22 protein-coding genes are annotated in these 15,136 nt (G+C 60.6%); all 22 read right to left on the reverse strand.

From position 1 onward, the window contains the following. Position 1: 1 nt before the first annotated feature. On the reverse strand, positions 2–1,138 hold the full coding sequence (locus tag K529_RS03920; protein ID WP_046002807.1) for a phage head morphogenesis protein: 1,137 nt from the start codon (positions 1,136–1,138) through the stop codon (positions 2–4). Then, complete coding sequence (locus K529_RS03925; protein WP_005615236.1) at positions 1,131–2,792, reverse strand: DUF935 domain-containing protein; 1,662 nt, start codon at positions 2,790–2,792, stop codon at positions 1,131–1,133. The genes K529_RS03920 and K529_RS03925 overlap by 8 nt, the downstream gene beginning before the upstream one ends. 3 nt (positions 2,793–2,795) lie before the next feature. Further along, on the reverse strand, positions 2,796–3,086 hold the full coding sequence (locus tag K529_RS03930) for a DUF5658 family protein (protein WP_005615237.1): 291 nt from the start codon (positions 3,084–3,086) through the stop codon (positions 2,796–2,798). Positions 3,087–3,098: 12 nt separating this feature from the next. Next, positions 3,099–4,790, reverse strand: coding sequence for a terminase large subunit domain-containing protein (locus tag K529_RS03935; RefSeq protein ID WP_005615239.1), 1,692 nt, complete (start codon positions 4,788–4,790; stop codon positions 3,099–3,101). After that, a complete protein-coding gene (locus K529_RS03940; RefSeq protein ID WP_005615243.1) occupies positions 4,787–4,984 on the reverse strand; it encodes a hypothetical protein in 198 nt (65 codons plus the stop codon). Before K529_RS03940 ends, K529_RS03935 begins: the two co-directional genes overlap by 4 nt. Next, positions 4,981–5,538, reverse strand: coding sequence for a phage protein Gp27 family protein (locus tag K529_RS03945; RefSeq protein ID WP_005615246.1), 558 nt, complete (start codon positions 5,536–5,538; stop codon positions 4,981–4,983). Before K529_RS03945 ends, K529_RS03940 begins: the two co-directional genes overlap by 4 nt. 3 nt (positions 5,539–5,541) lie before the next feature. Next, positions 5,542–5,838: a VpaChn25_0724 family phage protein gene (locus K529_RS03950; RefSeq protein WP_005615249.1), complete on the reverse strand. Its 297-nt coding sequence runs from the start codon at positions 5,836–5,838 to the stop codon at positions 5,542–5,544. Between the two features lie 7 nt (positions 5,839–5,845). After that, complete coding sequence (locus K529_RS03955) at positions 5,846–6,217, reverse strand: DUF2730 family protein (RefSeq protein ID WP_005615251.1); 372 nt, start codon at positions 6,215–6,217, stop codon at positions 5,846–5,848. Continuing rightward, entirely contained in the window at positions 6,217–6,756 is a 540-nt protein-coding gene (locus K529_RS03960) for a hypothetical protein (RefSeq protein ID WP_005615252.1), read from the reverse strand. The genes K529_RS03955 and K529_RS03960 overlap by 1 nt, the downstream gene beginning before the upstream one ends. A 13-nt stretch (positions 6,757–6,769) precedes the next feature. Then, positions 6,770–7,639, reverse strand: coding sequence for an N-acetylmuramoyl-L-alanine amidase (locus K529_RS03965; RefSeq protein WP_005615253.1), 870 nt, complete (start codon positions 7,637–7,639; stop codon positions 6,770–6,772). A gap of 85 nt (positions 7,640–7,724) precedes the next feature. Further along, positions 7,725–8,129: a MalT transcriptional regulator family protein gene (locus K529_RS03970; protein WP_005615254.1), complete on the reverse strand. Its 405-nt coding sequence runs from the start codon at positions 8,127–8,129 to the stop codon at positions 7,725–7,727. Then, positions 8,126–8,581 carry a gp16 family protein gene (locus K529_RS03975; RefSeq protein ID WP_005615255.1) on the reverse strand — a complete coding sequence of 152 codons (456 nt, stop codon included), beginning with the start codon at positions 8,579–8,581 and terminating at the stop codon, positions 8,126–8,128. Before K529_RS03975 ends, K529_RS03970 begins: the two co-directional genes overlap by 4 nt. A 1-nt stretch (position 8,582) precedes the next feature. Next, positions 8,583–8,837, reverse strand: a complete 255-nt coding sequence (locus K529_RS03980) for a hypothetical protein (RefSeq protein ID WP_005615256.1) — start codon at positions 8,835–8,837, stop codon at positions 8,583–8,585. 3 nt (positions 8,838–8,840) lie between these two features. Then, positions 8,841–9,116, reverse strand: coding sequence for a hypothetical protein (locus tag K529_RS03985; RefSeq protein ID WP_005615257.1), 276 nt, complete (start codon positions 9,114–9,116; stop codon positions 8,841–8,843). A gap of 13 nt (positions 9,117–9,129) precedes the next feature. Next, positions 9,130–9,807 carry a DUF3164 family protein gene (locus K529_RS03990; RefSeq protein WP_005615260.1) on the reverse strand — a complete coding sequence of 226 codons (678 nt, stop codon included), beginning with the start codon at positions 9,805–9,807 and terminating at the stop codon, positions 9,130–9,132. 66 nt (positions 9,808–9,873) lie between these two features. Further along, complete coding sequence (locus K529_RS03995; RefSeq protein ID WP_005615263.1) at positions 9,874–10,248, reverse strand: hypothetical protein; 375 nt, start codon at positions 10,246–10,248, stop codon at positions 9,874–9,876. Further along, positions 10,245–10,793, reverse strand: a complete 549-nt coding sequence (locus K529_RS04000; RefSeq protein WP_005615265.1) for a hypothetical protein — start codon at positions 10,791–10,793, stop codon at positions 10,245–10,247. The genes K529_RS03995 and K529_RS04000 overlap by 4 nt, the downstream gene beginning before the upstream one ends. Continuing rightward, on the reverse strand, positions 10,790–11,578 hold the full coding sequence (locus K529_RS04005; RefSeq protein ID WP_005615268.1) for an AAA family ATPase: 789 nt from the start codon (positions 11,576–11,578) through the stop codon (positions 10,790–10,792). The genes K529_RS04000 and K529_RS04005 overlap by 4 nt, the downstream gene beginning before the upstream one ends. 12 nt (positions 11,579–11,590) lie before the next feature. Continuing rightward, complete coding sequence (locus K529_RS04010; RefSeq protein ID WP_005615272.1) at positions 11,591–13,699, reverse strand: transposase domain-containing protein; 2,109 nt, start codon at positions 13,697–13,699, stop codon at positions 11,591–11,593. Beyond that, positions 13,699–14,553: a ParB N-terminal domain-containing protein gene (locus tag K529_RS04015; RefSeq protein WP_005615274.1), complete on the reverse strand. Its 855-nt coding sequence runs from the start codon at positions 14,551–14,553 to the stop codon at positions 13,699–13,701. The genes K529_RS04010 and K529_RS04015 overlap by 1 nt, the downstream gene beginning before the upstream one ends. Before the next feature lie 17 nt (positions 14,554–14,570). Further along, a complete protein-coding gene (locus tag K529_RS04020; protein WP_005615276.1) occupies positions 14,571–14,828 on the reverse strand; it encodes a hypothetical protein in 258 nt (85 codons plus the stop codon). Further along, positions 14,828–15,124, reverse strand: a complete 297-nt coding sequence (locus K529_RS04025; RefSeq protein ID WP_005615279.1) for a hypothetical protein — start codon at positions 15,122–15,124, stop codon at positions 14,828–14,830. Before K529_RS04025 ends, K529_RS04020 begins: the two co-directional genes overlap by 1 nt. Positions 15,125–15,136 lie beyond the last annotated feature (12 nt).

Consider the following 15,136-nt stretch of genomic DNA (forward strand, 5'->3'; position numbering starts at 1 on the left):
CTCAGCCACTCCCGTTCAGGAGGCGGCTGAGAATTGGGTCACTCTCGCCTAAGCGCTGTATGCTGGTAATAAACAAGCCCTCCGCTGAGCGGGTGGCCTTCACGACCAGCACGTATCCCGGCGCACTGGGGTCGTCGCGCACAAAGATCAGACTGTTTTCGCCATCCTGCACCCGGTGGGGTGCAAGATTGATTGTCGCTTGCGCCTTTGCGTAATCCGCGACCGTCAGCTCGGGGTGATGCCGGCGCTGCTTTGCGAGGGTTTCAGCCGAGAGTTCAGCCACGCGGCGTTGAGAGCCGATTTTCTGCGCATCTGCATCGCTGAGACGCGCAAGCGGCCATGCCCCGCGCGGATCCTCAAACCAGCGCTTAAACGGTCCATCAAGCCAGCTTTCAATCAGGTCGGTTGCGGGTTGCGTGTGCAGCTTTTCCAGCTTGTCGCGAAAGGCGAGGATGGTGTCGGCAGCACTTGCACCCGGCGCATAGTCCCAGCCCCGGTCGATACCTTGCGGCGCGCCTGTGCGCGGATCGCGCGCGTCCCAGCCTGTCGGGAGCTTCACATTTGGATTGCCACCGCGCCGGATCGCGGCGGTTTTGGAGCGCGCGCCAAAGACCCGGCAGGAACAGCCCCAGCCATTGGGCGGAAACCAGATTGCCCAGAATGGATGGTCGGCTTCTAGGATCAGACCGTCGAGCGCCAGATGTTCAGGGCGTGGGTCGTGTGATCCGCCGTGGCGGTAGACCCAATATTTGAACCCGCCCTCGCGCAACTGGGCAAAGCGCCCGGCCTGATATGACACGCGCATGTTGGTGCGGTAGATGACCCGCATGCGCCATTCCTCGCCGCCGGGCGTGCCTTCGCCGGTCCAGCCGTGCCAGCCATTGCGCTCGACAATCTCCCGGAAATCGCGCTTGAAGGTCTCAAACCCGGTTCCGGCAGCGATGGCTTTGTCGACCGCAGCGGCAAGGTCGGTGAGCAAGTCGGCCTTTACCGCCCCCGCAACCATAAAGGCGCGATCATGGGCGCTGCGCTCGATGTCATCCCAGCGCACGGTGGGCACCAGATCCCCCAAGCGAAGGCGAAACGCGGCGACTTGTTCGGCAAAGGGCTTGCGGAAGGTGGCGGCGAGATCAGCCATCCGCTTCTTCCTCGATCATTGTCCGGCCACCAGTCTCGCCTGCCAGCATGGCACTCGCGAGGACAGCTTCCAGTTCCGCCGCATCAATATCGTCGGAGCTGGCGAGCAGCATTTCGCGGAACTCTTCAAAGCTGGAGGAGGCTTTGAGCATCGCCTCGATGCGCGCAAGCATCTGGCCCATCCCGCTGTGGGCCTCTGTTTCGAGACGGGCTGCAAGTGCCGCCTCTGGGGGTAACGCCTCAGAGCGGCCCACAGGGGCCTCCTCCGCCTGCTTCGCACCATCGCCTCCTAAAATCCCGAGATGGTCGTTTAACCGGCATTTAAATTCGCTCTGTGGGGCCATTGCGTCCGATTGCCCGGTCGCAGATGCGGGCTGCGGGGCATTTTCGGGCGATTTTGCCGGTGATCCACCGATTGCGGGGTCTGCGGCGGTCGGATCAGAGAGGCCGAACTTTGCGAGGATCTCGGATTGCTTCACGCGCAGGCCGTTCTGGATGAACGGGTTCAAGGCGTTTGAGAACGCCTCCAAGTCTTCCGGCTCCGGGCGACCGATTTTCAGGCGCGGGGCAGGGGCGTCGGGACCGTACTCAAGCTGGACCCATGGCCGGATCAGATCGCGGTTGATGATCGCGCCGAGCTGCTTGGCATCGGCGCGTTCGATGTCCTCCTGCACTTGGCGGTGTTCTTTGCCGGACCCCAAGCCGCCGGTTTCCGCGTCGGTGGTGGCGGTTTGCCCAAGCACCAGTTTCGAGGTTTGCTTGTCCAGCCAATCGCTGCGGCGCTCATAGTGATCGGTGGACGCGCCAATGCTCTTGGCCTCCTGAAACTCGATCATCATGCTTTCGGGAATGATCGCGGCGCAGTCTCCGGCGATATTGGCAACCGCCCTGAACAAGGTCTTGCGGTCATCCTCAGAGGTGCCGGGACCATATTTGCCGATGCGCAGCGGCTGCCCGTAGGTTTGGGTAAAGATCGCCCAGTCCCGTTGGGTGTAGGCCTTAAAAAGCCACGCCCACAGTGCAACTCGCGCCAAACCGGACCGAAGCGGCAGGCCAGACTTCGCTTTCATCGGGGCGTAGATGTACTGGAAGGGTGGCAGGATCTCTTCTTGTCCCGTTTCCGGGTTCAGCATCCGGGGTGTTTTCAGATCCTTGCGGTCAAAGCGGAACCAGCGCGGGTCGCAATATTCCAGCGTCGCGGGTTCATACTGCCCCTCGGAGGTGTCCCAGCGGATATGGGTGAAGGAATAGCCTTTGCCCAATGCGTCGAGAATTTCGAACAGCTCATCCGTCAGCTCATCGCGCAAAAGCCACTTGCGCACGCGCGCGGCGATTTCTTCGCCTAGTGGCGTTTCTTCTCCGGGTTCAACGGTGATGTCGAGCTGTGAGATTGAGCGGCGGCGGGTGCCCAAGACCCCTAGATAATGGGCGTCACGCTCTTCGATGGTTTCCGCCAGCTCCAGATAACGGATGGGATCACCAGCGTCGGCTTCCTTGAGGATACTGGCAAGACGTCCGGGGTTCAGCCCGTCGCCGGGGTATCCGGTGAGCGGACTGCGCACACCCCCAATAGTGGAGGGTTCGTCAAACCTCATAAGGTCGGCGCGACGCACCGGGTTTCCCCAGCGGTCAAGCAGTTGCGGGGTTTTCGCCATGGATCAGGCCCCCACACGACTGTTGTTGATGACGACCCAGAAATAAGCCGCGCATAGCAGCCAGAGCATCAACACGGCCCCGGTCTCCAGCAGGATCACGCCAGCGGCCAAGCCAACCGCGCCTTTGACCACTACCCAGCCGTGTTTGCCAAAGCGACGCATCATAAAGGCCACGACAGGGTTGGCCTCGCGCCCGCCGCGTGCGAGCGCCTTGATCGTGGTGAAAGTGTCCGCAACCTGCAAAAGCAGATAGATGACGAATGCGATAGTGGGATCTTTGATAACTGCGATCATGAGGGGTTCCTTTCACAGGCCTCCACGGATTGATGCGCCGAGCGGTTCTTTCCACCACGGGCGGTCCAGCGCGTCTTGTTCTTCAACGGTCATGCCCATGCGCCCGTCTTGTGGCTCACTGTTTCGATTGTCGGGCACGGGGGTGTAGGCGATTTCGACCCAGCGCATGCGGGAGGCAAAATGCGCTAGCGCCAATGCGATGGCGTAGTCGCCGTGGCGTTTCTTGCCTTTGGCGTCGGCTTCACGGATCTCCGGCACGCGGGGGATGCCGCGCACCTTTTTGACAGCCCGCAGGTCGTCCATGTGAGTGTCCCAGCGCCCAATCGAGAGCGTGGCCTCCTCAAAGGCGGTTTTCAGGGGCGGCATGTTCACCCTGTACCAGTCCTGGCTAAACTTGATCGCCCAGACCATGCCGGGGCTGTCGTCGCCTTCCTTCAGGCCGAACTTGCGCCCGATGTCCTCGGCAACGGTCCAGCCCATGCCGGTCGCATCAAAGGCCGCGCCGACGCAGCAGGTGCGGATCCGGTCCATCACCATGCCCACGATCAGCTTTTGCTCGTTGCCGGGCACGTTGCGCATCTCAATCGAGAGCGCCTCGCGGCGGTGCATGTTCTTCTCGATAGCGAGGAGGCAAAGGACCGAGAGGTCAGCCACGCGGGCGAAGTCGAACCCAAGCGCATAGAGGACGTCGAGCGGCAGCGCATCCAACACTTGCTCTAGGCGCTCCATAAAGGGGCGCATCAGCTCCCGCTGCTCGGCGGTGCTGCGCTGCAGGTAGTCGCCGGGCAGTTCCAGCTCCAGACAGGGCGCATCGGCGTTCATGCGCGCCTCGATCAGCGGCGCGTTCAACCATGCCCCGGTGCCCGCCTTGGGGATGCAGTGCAGCTCTTCGTCGGCGTCGTCGCCATAGACCGCATGGGTGCTGTCGATCCATTTCTGTTTGCCCATCGGCTCACGACCTTGGGCGCGCTGGATCAGGGCGATGCGTTCATAAAGCCCGGCGTCAACGGCGTCATTGAAGGTCACGCGCACCACTTTGGCGGTGTCGCCTTTTTCACCATCGTTGACTTGCCGCACCAACACATTGAAGGCGTTGGCGTCACCGTCATGGGTGGAGATGACCAAGACCTTGCCGCCCCACATCAGGAGGGCGTTTGCGGCCTTCAGCATTTCCTCCAGCTCATCATGGAAGGCGGCCTCGTCAAAGATCACATAGCCTTGGCGACCGCGCAGTGAGCGTGGCTTTGATGAAAGCGCGACAACCTCAAAACCAGACGCAAAGCGGATGCGGAAGGCCTGAATGTCGCGCTCTTCCTTGCCCTCTTCCTGATCCTTGAACAGGAACTCTTGCACCGAACTAGCGGCGGGCATGAAGGCCTTCGCCCACATGGCGCAGGTGTCGATAAATTCCCGCGCCATATCGAGGTTAAACCCGATGTAAAGCGTGTCCATGCCGCCCTCGTTTCGGGCCAGACCGGACGTCAACACCGCATCAGCGCCGACCGCCCATGTCATCCCGATCCGGCGCGATTTTTCGCAGACCACGAACTGATAAAGGGCGGTCGCCTGCAGGAGCTGCTGCTGATAGGACAAAAGCACATGCGGCAGGTCCATGCTCTCGTTGAGCACATCCGGCAGCATCTGACGGTCGGCAGCGCGCTGCGCTTCCCACTCGGCGTCTGTTATGGCGGTGGCGATAGTCACGCTCGCGCCTCACGAATGGCGGTCAGGTAAGGCTTTCCGCGCCACCAGCGGACATATACCAGCTTTTCACAGTGGACGAATTTCTCGACGCGGCCAAAGAGCAGCACAGCCAGCAAAGTTGTCACGCTGGCTTCGTGCCAGTTCTTATTCCCGGCAATGACTTTTGCGCCAAGGTGAAGGTCAAATTCACTCATGCATCCACTCCCAGAATGTCGGCTTTGATGGCGTGGACGGTCTCGCGGGTCATGCCGAGCTGGTGGGCTTTTTGCTCAATCTCACCGGCGAGCCGTTCCCGTTCCTTGCGGGCGACGCGGCGCTCTTCGTCATCGCGCAGCCGTTCGCGTAGCCCTGCGGATTGCATCAGGTCTTTGAGCATGCGCGACAAATGGGCGAGGCTCTTGGCATCCCACTCGGCCTCGTCACTTTCTGCAACCGAGCTCATCATCTGGAAGGCTGCGGTGGCGATCATCTGCATCAGCACTTTGTGCATGGTGCTTTCCTGCTCAATATCGAGATCCCCGAGCAGGGTTTCCGCCATGGCGAAGGCGTCGCGCTGGTTCTTCAACAGTTTGGAGTATTCGCCCACGGCAGATTTGCCGATGCGGATCTCCAGCCCCGCATCATCCAGCCAGAAATTCAATTCCTCCGTCACCGCGACAATATCGGCAAACCCGCGCTCCTGCAGCGCCATGGCGAGACGCTGGCGCACCTCTAACGGGATCAGGTCAAGTTTCTTGGGCGGGGGCATGGTTCACGCTCCCGGACGCGGGCGCTGAATGTCCGGGTGACGGGCGATCCCTTGGGCGATTTCCACGCCTCGCGTGGTCGCAACAACAACCAGAAAGCCTGCGTGGTCTTCCACCTCCACAAGCCCTTGTTCAGCGAGCCAATGCGCCTCGGTCGTCACCTGATCGCGGGTGAACGCAATCCCGACGCGCGGAAGCTGCGTTGCCAGCATGGAGACGTTGGAGGTGTATTTCGGGGCGTCCTCCAGAAAGCGGAGAATGGCGATGCGGGCGTGTTTGCGCAACTCGTCGGCGTAGCTCATAGCGGTCCTATTTGTTCAGAAGGTGGTCTTCGTGGCGGGTGACGACGGTCTCGAGGCGGGACATGATTTTCTGGTTGCCTTCCATGACCGCCTCGACGCGTTGCAGGGTGCCCGCCAAATTTGCGAGTGATAGCTCAATCTGGTGGATGTCATCTTTGCCGGGCAGCGACTGGATAGATTGCTCAGCGCGCGCGATGCGGCCCTCTTGCCTGTCCATACGGTCAGAGCCTTCTTTGAAACGCTCATCCACACGCTGAAACCGCGCTTCTACATTGGAGCGGCGCGAGGCGAACCATGCGAACACTGTGGTGCAAAGCGACACCAGCAAAGCCAGCGCCGCCAAGAGGTTTCCCAGCGTGACAGTCGGGTCAAACAGCATCAGGGCTTGGCCCCCGAAGTGGCCTTGATCCGCTCGATCATCACGTCCTTGTTTTTCGAGCCAGCGGAACTCCCGAAGTAGTAGTTCAGGATCTGCGTAAAGCCGACCGAGAGGCCCCCGATCAGAAGCGCAAGGATTTCTGCGCTGGCAGGGGGGAGGCCGTATTTCAGAAGGTACGCGATGACCGAAAAGAACCCGATCAGCACCAGTGCCGCCAGAATGCCGGGAACGCGGTCTTTCAGCGCCATCTGGCGTTTGCGTGCGCTGTCGCGGTCATTGGCCGCGATCTGCTCTATCTCAATACCCGCATCGATTAGGTGGCGTTCCAGATCGGCTTCGGCTTCTTTCAGCTTCAGGAGGTCTTGAGGGCTGGCTCCAAGGATTGCCGCCTCAACCTCTGCCTCGGTTGCATCCGGGCGGTCGAGCAGCTTGTCTGCGAGCGCCTTGGTGGCGACACCGGCCAGCGGGCCGCCGAGGGCGGTTGCAATCGTGGGGGCAATGCCGCCGAGGATTTGCAGGATCGTGTCTTTCTGTTTCACGGGGGATGCTCCTTTAGCGGGGAAGGGCGTAGGTTACGGGGTCGGCATAGCTCGCCACGATCCAACCCTCTTGACCGGCGTAGAACACCTGCAGCCAATCGCGACCGTCGAAGGTGCCCCGCCGTAGAACCGGCACGGGGGTGCCATCCGGGATTTTGGCGATGACGTTGGGATTGAAGCTCGGCCAGCGGCGCATGTTCAGGGTGTCGCCGTTGCTGCTGGTGATAACCAGCTCGTTTAGGCTTGCGGGCTGGCTGACACGGTTTGCCTCGTCTTCCGCCGGGTCATCCCGGCCAAGGATGTGAGAGCGGATTTGCTCCATCGGAAACAGCGGGTTTGTGTCCACTTTGCGCCCCGGCGAGACGTACCAATGGGCGCGAATGTCCTGCAGCGTTTCGCACTCCGCGAACAGCAGACGCAGGAGCCAGATCAGCGTGTCGAGTTGTGCCTCGGGGTAGTGCATCCACATCCCCCGGCCATGCTCTGGCGTCTCCGCGATTTCCACGGTGTAGGGCTGGTCGTTTTCTACGGTTGCGCCAAACCATGTGATGCCATTTGCCCCGGCGGCGCGCATCTTGCCCGGATTGACCAACTCGATACCGATGCTGAAATTGTTGCAGCCTTTGCGCCCGTGATAGCTGGATGCGCCTGCATGATTGGCGCGGCGATTGATTGGCACGAGCTGGCGCAGCTTGCCGTTCAGCTCGATCACAAAATGAACCGAGACCTTGGCGTCATTGTCCTGCAGGTAGTCGGCAGCGCTGCCTTCAGACAGGCTGCTGGCGGTATCGTGGAGGATGACGAGGGAAGGGGAGATGCCGCCGCCCATGTGGGTCGCGGGGGTGTATTGAACCCCCTCTAGAATACCGTCTTTAAACGTCATTTTCGCCGCCTTCCGAACCTGCTTTGCAGGTTTCAGAATGGCTGAGGCTCAAAACGAAAAACGCCCCCAAGGGTTTGGGGGCTGGTCAGTCAAACAAGTCGAATTGATTGGGGTCGGTCGGCGGGCCGTTATTCCGAAGATAAGCCCTGACCGTTTCGTCAGTCACGCCCAACATGCGTGCTATCTCCGCGTTTCGCAATCCTTTTGATGCGTAGACACGCGCGCGCCACTGTTTAGCCAAGGGAACCCGCCGAGGGAGAGTTTCAGCAACGGAAGCCAAGATGCGCGCTTTCGCATACCCCACCACCTCAACAACCTGAGACCGGGACTTGGGCTGCACCGCGATATAGATTTCTGTGCCGCCAAACGCCTTAATGAACTTCAAGGCGTCCTCTAAACCCAATGCTTGCACATAGGGCTCCACCTGCGCAGTCGGCTTTGGATATGAAAGGGGCAATTTGCCCTCAGGCTGTTGGCAGCGCTGGTTCATTTGCGGTGCGCCTCCCAATCAAAGTCGATCCCGGCGCGTTGGCCCCAGCTTTTTAATGCTTGGATCACCGCATCGATCTGGGACCAGTCGGTCAGCATATCGACGTCAGCGGGCACCATGGCCCAGTGATCGCCAAAGCGGGCGCGGATAAAACGGTTCAGTCCCGCCCGGCTCTTGTCGCGGAGCTGGCCCGAGCGCCCGAGTTCGCCCCAGAGCTTGTGGACCAGCCGAAGATCGGCGCGCGGAGCGGGCTTGAACGCTTTCTTTGTCCCGCTTGCAGGTTTAAACCCGTCTGCTTCGAGACGCTTCACCATGGCCTTTAATTCGGCCTCGGTCATATCGGTCATCGAGGCTTTGCCGGTCACGACCAGTTGCAGATCGCGCCGGGCCTCATTGTCGAGGCCCAGCTCTCGGCAGCCGAGGTGGATCTTGCGTTTCAATGCGGCGCTCATATCAGGAGGCCTCGCCTGCTATAGCGGCAACCGGGTGGAAAGTTGCCACGTCCGAGCGCATCCGGGTGTCCGTGATGTCCAAATGTGCGCGCGCCATCTGCTCAAATTCGCGCGGGTCCAGATGTGCCAGAGCCGCTTCCTGTCGCAGAACTGCGAGACGGTTTCCCAGCACCAACCCTGCACGGCGTTGCTTGGAGGCGTAGCAGCGAAAGGCTTTGGCGAGGTCTGCGTTGATCTGAGCCGGGGTCATTGCCATCACTCATCCCTCCCGCCGCTTTGCGATCTGATGGGCCGCTTGCCCGATCAGCGCTTTGCTGCGGCGGACAACGATATGCGCTGGGATCCCCCAACGCTCCGCCAGACTTGCAAGCTCAGCCGGGCCTGCGGTCATAAGCAGATGGTCCACATTCATCTGCGCCAGTTGAGCCGGGTAGCCGCGTGCAAGCACGCTACCAACACCGCCTGAGATTGGCCGGTCGTCGTGGTCTGCGGGCATTGGCACCCGCGCTGCATCCATGAACTTTGCAATCTGCATGGTGATGTCCTCCTCAGGCCTTCGCCAAGTCGATCTGAATGGCTTTCCACGCCGCATCGAGCGCGGCGCGCTGATAGCAACGTACGTAGGATTTGGAGCCGACCACGCGGATGGCGTCCTTGATCGCCTGCATGGCCCGCTGCCAGCGCTCGTCTTCGATTTCCAGACGCAGGAGCATGAAGATTTCAGAGCGGTTGATCTGACCGGCTTTGTCGGTGTTGAACGCGCGGGTGACGATGTCGCGGATTTCCGGGCGCGCATCGGCAGCCCATTCCGTCAGGCATTCATCCACGAGTGTTTTTGCGATTTGCAGCTCGGGGCCGAAGTCGATTAGATCCGCGACTTGCACCTGAACCTTGAACAAACCGTCATAGCTCATCAGGGTCTTGTTGCCTTTTTTGCCGCCCACTGTCGCATCGTATTGCCCGGCCAGAATGGCCTCAAAGGCGCTTATGTCCTCAAACGTATGGGCCTTGAAACGGCTCACCTCGTCGCTCAGTGCCAGAGCATAGCCGATGATTCCGCGCACGGTTTGGTCCTGCAGTTTGTCCTGCGGCTTGACCAATTCAGTTGGCCGGAGATCGCCTTGGGCATTGCGCATGTATGAGATGCCGTTGATGGTTTCCTCGCCGCCGGGCACATGTGCAGGTTGGCGGGAAGGGGTGGTGGTTTGAGCGTGCTGCTCGGTCATTCGCCTGTACTCCTGTTCAGGGTGGGTCTGGTTACTTGGGGCAGCCAAATGGGCGCGGTCAGGCGCTCACTTATTGGCCTGAAAATGCGGGCACTTAGGGCAGGCTTTGAACATCTTGACGTGCTGGCTGTTGGCGGCGGAGAATGTCTTGGAGCGCTCACGCCATTTGCGGCACACATCTTTGCCAATCTCGCCAAGGGCGGGGCAGGCGACCTTTTCCGACATCAGCACACCGCGCACAGATTGCTCGATGGCATCGGTGCTGGCCCCGTAGCGGTTGCTCAAAACGAGGTTCACCGCTCCCGCTGAATAGCCAAGGCGCGTTGCGGTCTTGGCTTGGCTGGTCAGGTCGCACTCGGTTGCGAGTGCTTCCACCCAATCGGGAATGTTGCCGCCCCAGCCGATGCTGGCTTTGTTCATTGCGAATGTGTCTGTGGTCACAGCAGCACCTCCTTATCCAGTGAGACAAAATCGGCGGTGTTGGGGTCGAATACGCCTTTGACCCTGCGCGGCTTCGGCGCGACGGGGCCGCTATTGTTGATCAGTTTGAACTTGGCCTCGCGCTTGCCGCTGATTGCGGTCTGCTGAACCCGGAGGTGATCGGATTGCACCAGCAGGCGGCAGTAGGCCCGCGCTTGGGCGACCGAGACCTTCACGCCGCCTGCATTGGAATGCGCGGCAATGTCGGTTGCGGAGAATACGCGCAGACCGCGCATGCTGCGCCACATGTTGCCTTCGGCGCTGTCGTCATAGCTGGGCGATACTGCGGGTGCGGTTGGCGCAAGATCAGTGCGGACGTAGACCTTGCGGCTGTCATCCGTTTCAACGCGGGCGATCAAGCCCGCATCTGCCCAACGGTTCACGAATTTCTTGGCGGTGGAGCGCACGATCCCAAACGCCAGCAGGTCGCTCCAGTGGATCTGTTTCAGCGATTGCGCAGCGCGCCACGCAGAGGCCTCCATATCGGATCGAAAAACGTGTTTCATTTCCCGGCCTCCGCAACGCGAAGGGTGGGGCTTTTGCGCGGGGCAGGGGCTGCGCTTGCTGAGGCGAGCCTGCGCACAGCAGGTGGCTGGCCGGTTGCAAATACCCGGTCACCCCAAAGTGCCAGATCGGCGCGACTGGTGCCCCGTGACCGGGCCAGTTCCTTGGCTTGGTCGATGTTTGTCACCACCCGGCGGATGGAACCGCCTGAAGCGTCGACAATCTCAGACAGCAGATCCCGCTCAATCGCCACATCCGGGCTGTAGATCTGCACCAGCTTTTCCGCATCAGACAGGTTGCAGGCGAGGGCCGGTTCCCATGCAAGCTGGCGGTTGTGGATGTTTTCCCACTTGGTCAGGTGCTGGGGCAGCTCTTCCTCACCGACCAGAATGACCGTTGATTGGCTGGCCTCGTAGAGGTCGCGTGCCAGTTCGATCAGCTTTTTGTTCTTGGTGAGGTACTGTGCGTCATCGACAATCAACGGGCGGTCAGCGCGCGCCAGATGGGCGGCAATGGCTTCGACCATCGCAGGCACCCCGCGTACCGGCTTAATGCCAATCTCGCGCATGATGGATTGCAGGAAGTAGCTCGGCGTCCAGCAGCTCAGGACCTGAACATTGTAGGCCTGATATTCGTTGGTGACGAATGTGGTGGCGGTGGTCTTCCCCCAGCCGGAGGGGCCGTAAAATACCGCCATTCCCGGCAGGCCTATGGAGCGGTCCTGCACGCGCTCAACCAGTGAAATCAGTGCTGCGACATTGCGCAGCGGGGCGATGCTTGGTGTCATGCTCTGCTCTCCTTATTCATCGCTGCCCAGAGCTTTGCGCATGCGCAGAAAGCTCCGGTATTGGGCGGATCTCTGATAATCCTGCATGAAATTGCGCTGTTCCTCGGTCAGCGGATGGCCTTCTGCATCGAGCCGTTCCAACTCGATGCACCGATTGAATTGCACCTCGGGGTCGTCATCATTCGGCTGCGGTTTGCGGCGGTCCTCGAGGCGCGCGATTTGCGCCTCCAGCCGGTTTTCGTGATCTTGATCTTGGTCGTGGTTCGTCTGCTGCAAGCGCGGTGTCTTGGGCGCTTTGTCGTGCGGGGTGACCAGTCGGATTACCTCGGCTTCGGGGAGTGCGTCAGGCTGCAGGTCTTGGCCTGCAGCGCGCAAGCGGGCCGCAATCTCTGCTGCCGAATATTCGCGGCTGGCGCGGGCTTCTTCTTTGGCTGCACGGATGAAACGGTTACGCTTGCGGGCCAGTTCGCGGGCGTCCTCAACACCGAGGAAGTCGCCGCGCTCGACGCAAGCCGCATGGCCGATGTATTGCCCTTCGAGGTCATAGACATGCAGCCCGGCGTGCAGGTTGTCCGGGTCAAAGCGCCCGACCACTTTTTGCCCGGCGATGCGGTACATCCACTCGGCCCAATACCGCGACCCCATCAGTTTCAGCTCACCATTCTTGGCGCTGGCATTCAGCCCTTCGGCCCCCATAAGCCAGAGGCGGCGCTGTTCTTCGGTGGCCTTGCGGATTGGGCGGCTCTTGTAAGAGGCCTCAAACACCTGATTAAACGACCGCCCAAACGCTATTTCACTGCGGCGGCCTTCGCGTGCGTTGTGGTCTTCGATTTCCTCAGTGAGGACCGCTATGAATTCCTCCAGCGGCACCGCGCGGTTGCCATAATTCTCCGGCTTTGCGTCGGGTTTGTTGCCGGTATATGCGCCCTCGAATGCGGGGTGTTTTGCCACCCGGTCACACAGGTCGCGGAACGCGCGTTCGATGGGTTTGGACTGGCCGGAGTAAGGCGTGGCCCAATGCACATTGACGCCGAGCAATGGTAAGAGACCCGGTGCATCATCCTTAAGCACATTGAAGCGGAACCGTTTTTCTGTGCCAGCTGTTATCGCCTTCGAGGCAAACTCGCGCCCGTTGTCGAGGAGTGCCGCATCTGGGATGCCATAGCGCTCGATCAGATCGCCAAGCGCGAGCTTCACTGTGTGGCTGTTGGCGGTCAGGGAAAGCCGCCAAGAGAGGATTTTCCCCGAGTAGATGTCGGAAAAGAACACGCCCTGCACGCGCACGGGCAGCGCCTCGCCGGGCCAGCGCACAAACACGTCGAACTTGTGATAGTCGCCGCAGATGCACTCAAGCGCGCTGAGGGCGCTCTTGTCGCGATCTTGATGCGGATAGTAGCGCCGCAGCGCCTCCGCCCCTTTGCGCAGGAAAATCTCGGTGGGTTTGGAAACCTTCTCTTTAATGGCTTTGCGCACCCGATGGATCGGGGCAATGGGCAGGCCTTCTTTTTTGGCGACCCGCTTTGCCCGATCATAGCAGGATGTCAGCGACGGGGCTTCCAGACGCAGCCAATCAGAACGGATCAGGGCGAAAAACTCAGGGTCCAGTGGCGCAACCTTGCCTCTGCCCCCGGTCGGCTTGGGGGCGAGATAGGCCAGCCAATCCGCCTCGGCCACGCCCTCGATCAGCGAGAGCCAGTTCCAGATGGATTTCTCCGAGGCATCGACGCGCAGCGCTACGGCAGCAACTGCAGCGGATCGGGTCATGCCCGCGCCTTCGCATTCGGCGGCCAAGCGCACCGCCTGCAGGCGCAGTTCGGCTTTGGATTTGGCATTGGCGTTGAGGCTGTCGAAATCGGCCCAAGCGGCCTCGCGGCTGCGCTTTGGTTCTGGCTCCTCAGCGGGCTGTTCGATCAGGGACAGGCGGGCGCGGATCGGGAACAGGGAATAATGATATTCCAGCCCGCCGCCTTTGCCTTTGCGGCGGCGGATCTTACCGGGCTGGCGGTCCCAGCCTTCATCCTTGGCGCGCTGATTGACCTTGCGCTTGGTTGTGGGCAGGTCGGGCAGGCGCGCGTCTGCAATCTCCGCAGCGCTCCACCATTCTTGTGTCGGGGTCTCCATCAGGCTTGCCCCTCGCGGATCTCGTCGAGCAGCGCCTGCACCTCATCCCCATGTTCTTCGAGGAAGGTCACACGTCCCGCTTTGCTGGCCCGCTTCCATGCGTCCTGCAGCCGTTGCCATGTCTTTTCGGTGTTGTTCATCGGGGGCGTGACACCCCGGTTTTGCTCACTGGCCCAAGTCTTGCGCGCATCTTTGGCGCTTTTGACTTTACCCTCGGCTAGCAGGTCGATGACGCGGCTGCGCTCTGTGACCTCGCCAATTTTGGCGAGTTCGGTGAGGTCGTTGAGGGTTACAGGGCGTTCAGAGGAGCGCAGGCGGTGGGCGTCGTCTTTTTCAATTGAGCCACCAGCGCGAACAATGCGCTCTACTTGCCGGACGGAAATTCCAAATTTCTCTGCGGTTGCGGCAGCAAACGACATCGTGTCGTTTGCTAGACCGTGGCGGGCAAGCCCACCTGCAACCCCGCTACGCGTTTCGGGGTGTAGCTTTTCATAGACCCGCTTGCGCTCTGCAAGAAACACCGCAGTGTCCAGCGCCGTGAGTTCTGCCCCGGCAAGATTGTCGTCAATCTCCATGAGCCGGGCAAAGTCGTCATTACAGTCCCAGCACACTACCTTGATGGTCGGCCAGTCCAACTCTTGAGCGACGGTGAGGCGGTGCGCACCTGCCAGCAATTCAATCTTGCCACTGCGCTTGTGTTTACGGACGTGGATGGCGTCTTTCATCACGCCAAGTTCGGTGATTGAGGCTTTGATGGCCTCCACTCCGGCCTTTGAGACTGGCCGCAACCGCGTGCCCATCTGGATGTCATCAACCGGCAATTCGGTGATCGACTGAATGATCTTTGCCGCCATGGCTTATTCGTCCTCGTTCAATGTTCGATAATCAGCGGTAGGAAAAGCAGGCCGATGAGAATGATGGCGAGGCAGGCACATCCAAGGGCGTCGCCCCAAATGCTGGCTGAAAATCTGCGTTCTGCCGCTCGAAACTTGGACCAGACCGCGCGCAGCGTGAGTGCGTGTTGGACGCGGTCTGGTGCGACCGGGACCTCAGCCCCGGTGGTCGCAAATGCCCCGGACTGCGTCTGAGTGGTGGCGTCTTGGTGTGGGGATTTGCGAAACTGGTACATCAGCTCGAGGCCTTCGCGTCGTCGGTGGCCTCAGACAAATGCGATGCTTCTGCGATCATGCGCTTGGAATAGCCTGCGGTAACAAGGTCTTCGCCTGCCGCGCTAATGATCCGTTTCAAAAGAGCGCGACCCTGCGCGCCGCCGGATTGACCGTAGGTCGCTGTTCTCGCGGTGCTGGGGTGGACCCCATTTTCCTTGCACCAAACCTCAAAACTGGTGCCAGCAGACCGAAAAGCGCCAACAATCACTTCGTGCAGGATCGCTCCGGGCTGGAACGGTTTTCTAAAATTTGGCATTGTTACCTCGCG

The sequence above is a fragment of the Tritonibacter mobilis F1926 genome, assembly GCF_000376545.2.
Classification (GTDB): Bacteria; Pseudomonadota; Alphaproteobacteria; order Rhodobacterales; family Rhodobacteraceae; genus Epibacterium; species Epibacterium mobile.

What these genes read in the sequence shown, in the direction of transcription:
- K529_RS03950 (WP_005615249.1), bottom strand. Translation starts at nt 5,838, where the DNA reads ATGAGCTACGCCGACGAGTTGCGCAAACACGCCCGCATCGCCATTCTC.
- K529_RS04015 (WP_005615274.1), bottom strand. Translation starts at nt 14,553, where the DNA reads ATGGCGGCAAAGATCATTCAGTCGATCACCGAATTGCCGGTTGATGAC.
- K529_RS03955 (WP_005615251.1), bottom strand. Translation starts at nt 6,217, where the DNA reads ATGCTGTTTGACCCGACTGTCACGCTGGGAAACCTCTTGGCGGCGCTG.
- K529_RS03930 (WP_005615237.1), bottom strand. Translation starts at nt 3,086, where the DNA reads ATGATCGCAGTTATCAAAGATCCCACTATCGCATTCGTCATCTATCTG.
- K529_RS03990 (WP_005615260.1), bottom strand. Translation starts at nt 9,807, where the DNA reads ATGACCGAGCAGCACGCTCAAACCACCACCCCTTCCCGCCAACCTGCA.
- K529_RS03980 (WP_005615256.1), bottom strand. Translation starts at nt 8,837, where the DNA reads ATGGCAATGACCCCGGCTCAGATCAACGCAGACCTCGCCAAAGCCTTT.
- K529_RS03925 (WP_005615236.1), bottom strand. Translation starts at nt 2,792, where the DNA reads ATGGCGAAAACCCCGCAACTGCTTGACCGCTGGGGAAACCCGGTGCGT.
- K529_RS04020 (WP_005615276.1), bottom strand. Translation starts at nt 14,828, where the DNA reads ATGTACCAGTTTCGCAAATCCCCACACCAAGACGCCACCACTCAGACG.
- K529_RS03945 (WP_005615246.1), bottom strand. Translation starts at nt 5,538, where the DNA reads ATGCCCCCGCCCAAGAAACTTGACCTGATCCCGTTAGAGGTGCGCCAG.
- K529_RS03920 (WP_046002807.1), bottom strand. Translation starts at nt 1,138, where the DNA reads ATGGCTGATCTCGCCGCCACCTTCCGCAAGCCCTTTGCCGAACAAGTC.
- K529_RS04000 (WP_005615265.1), bottom strand. Translation starts at nt 10,793, where the DNA reads ATGAAACACGTTTTTCGATCCGATATGGAGGCCTCTGCGTGGCGCGCT.
- K529_RS04005 (WP_005615268.1), bottom strand. Translation starts at nt 11,578, where the DNA reads ATGACACCAAGCATCGCCCCGCTGCGCAATGTCGCAGCACTGATTTCA.
- K529_RS04010 (WP_005615272.1), bottom strand. Translation starts at nt 13,699, where the DNA reads ATGGAGACCCCGACACAAGAATGGTGGAGCGCTGCGGAGATTGCAGAC.
- K529_RS03985 (WP_005615257.1), bottom strand. Translation starts at nt 9,116, where the DNA reads ATGCAGATTGCAAAGTTCATGGATGCAGCGCGGGTGCCAATGCCCGCA.
- K529_RS03965 (WP_005615253.1), bottom strand. Translation starts at nt 7,639, where the DNA reads ATGACGTTTAAAGACGGTATTCTAGAGGGGGTTCAATACACCCCCGCG.
- K529_RS03975 (WP_005615255.1), bottom strand. Translation starts at nt 8,581, where the DNA reads ATGAGCGCCGCATTGAAACGCAAGATCCACCTCGGCTGCCGAGAGCTG.
- K529_RS03940 (WP_005615243.1), bottom strand. Translation starts at nt 4,984, where the DNA reads ATGAGTGAATTTGACCTTCACCTTGGCGCAAAAGTCATTGCCGGGAAT.
- K529_RS03970 (WP_005615254.1), bottom strand. Translation starts at nt 8,129, where the DNA reads ATGAACCAGCGCTGCCAACAGCCTGAGGGCAAATTGCCCCTTTCATAT.
- K529_RS04025 (WP_005615279.1), bottom strand. Translation starts at nt 15,124, where the DNA reads ATGCCAAATTTTAGAAAACCGTTCCAGCCCGGAGCGATCCTGCACGAA.